At 46.7% G+C, this 1,895-nt stretch carries 1 protein-coding gene; it reads left to right on the plus strand.

Annotated features, from left to right (window positions below):
* Nucleotides 1-1,895, plus strand: a 1,895-nt coding sequence (locus KDK16_RS03765; protein WP_257274733.1) for a hypothetical protein, incomplete at both ends; no start/stop codon positions are given.

The following is a 1,895-nucleotide window of genomic DNA, read 5'->3' on the forward strand; positions in this document are numbered from 1 at the left end:
TGAGTTCAGTCTTGAGTTTGAATACTCGGAACTGGAACGCACCTTTAAAAGACAGGCCCAGACTAATACACCGCCCGGAACCATACAGCTGGGAAACTCCGAAAGCCCAACTTCACCAAATCCTGCAGCGGATAAAGACAACAAACAGAGTGATTCAGGCCGCCAGACACGGCGCCAGAACAATGAAAAAAAACAAGACCAGCCAGGGCAGAATTATCCAGAACCTGATAACAAACCTACCGATGACAGTCATAATACATTGTCCGGGGATCTTGAGTATTACACCATCAGGCTGCTTCAAACCGAATATCATGTCAGCAAACGACAGGTGTTAGCGAATCTGCACAGGTGTGCGTCAGAAGCCGGTTTAAGGCTATCTTGTACGGATTGCGAACAAAGCGGGTTTCTACTTCAGGAAGTACTGCCTCACGCAGAAAGGCACTGGATAAGATGCGATCGGTGTCAACAATTCAGACCCATTGCAGGTACCCTTGACGCGCGCCAGGAAATGCTACAAAGCCATACCCAAAGTCATTGCGCTAAATACAGAAGGCAGGTACCGGGAACACCTTTAATGGACAATACTCTGACTCTGTTCCGTTTTATGATTCGTTTCGGAACGGAAGAAACCCTGCTCGACCTTTTACAACAATTCGATTTACCGATAGTCGCTGAGGATTTAAATCAGTCAGATCGTAACCACAGAACCGTGCTTCATGATCTGGCTCAATATACTTCACCGGCAGTCATTCGGTGGTTTCTTCGGCGTTTCAAACATTGGGTAACAGCTGCACTAATAGAGCTTCCAGACAATTGCGGCTGTACCTCAGCACATTACCTGTTTCAATATCAGTCAGAACAGGCCATCATTGAAACCATTCAATTTATTGGCAAGATGATTACCTGGGAATTGCAGTCCCGGCAGAACCACCGAGGTTCAACCCTGCTTCATATTCTTTATCACCGGAATTTCTTCCGGGCAGTGGCGGAAGTGTTTCAAAGATTACAAAATCAGACAGGCAGACCTGTTAGCCAGGATCTGGCAATGCAGGATTTCAGTGGCGTGAATCTGATGCATATTCTTTTTGCCAGTGGCAGTACCCCGCTGATTTATCATTTTATTGACAAGAATTATTCCCTGATGAGCGATGCTATGCTGGGGGCTGTAGCCCATAATGGCGAAACGCCACTGCACATACTGTTTGAGCAGGGTTCTTCATCTACCATTCAACGGTTTAATGACGGCTGTGGTGCCATTTACCTTTACTCTAGGGCTTTAGGCAGAAAACGAACCATTGATGGCTATACCCCGCTGCATCTTCTTTTTGCCAGAGGTGATATCGCACTGACCAAAGCATTTCTGGACAGCGGTTACTTTGATTATCTCACAGGATTAACAACCAACCATGCCGGTGTCTCTGTACTTCAGATGTTGTTACAGCATGCTTCTCCTGCAGCTGCATTGTCTTGGTACCGTTTGGGTGACCCTGAGCATCAGCAGCTTCTGAAAACACTTCTGGAGATCAACCCTGAACTCAGTTGGGACGAGCTGTTTCAACAGGCTGAGCTGCTTCAAGTCAGGTCACTGCGACTTGGCTGGTTGAAGGAAGAGCGAGAGAAACTTGATCCATCATTTGTTGGATCTTCGGCACCGCTTGCAGAGCCTTTGGGTTCATCAAAGCCATCAGCTTTGCCACTGTTTGTACCGGAAGAAGATGAACCTGGGGTATTTGAATCAAGTAAAGATACAAAAAGTCTGGCAGCACCCAAAACTGTTATATCGAAAGCAACGACTTCGGAAGTCGCCATTGCAAAGGCTGAAAAATCTTCAGAGGCTATGAGCATCACAGAAAAATCCATAGTCACTGTCGCCAGTGGTGAAAACCAGTTACACG

The sequence above is a fragment of the Endozoicomonas sp. SESOKO4 genome, from assembly GCF_024606275.1.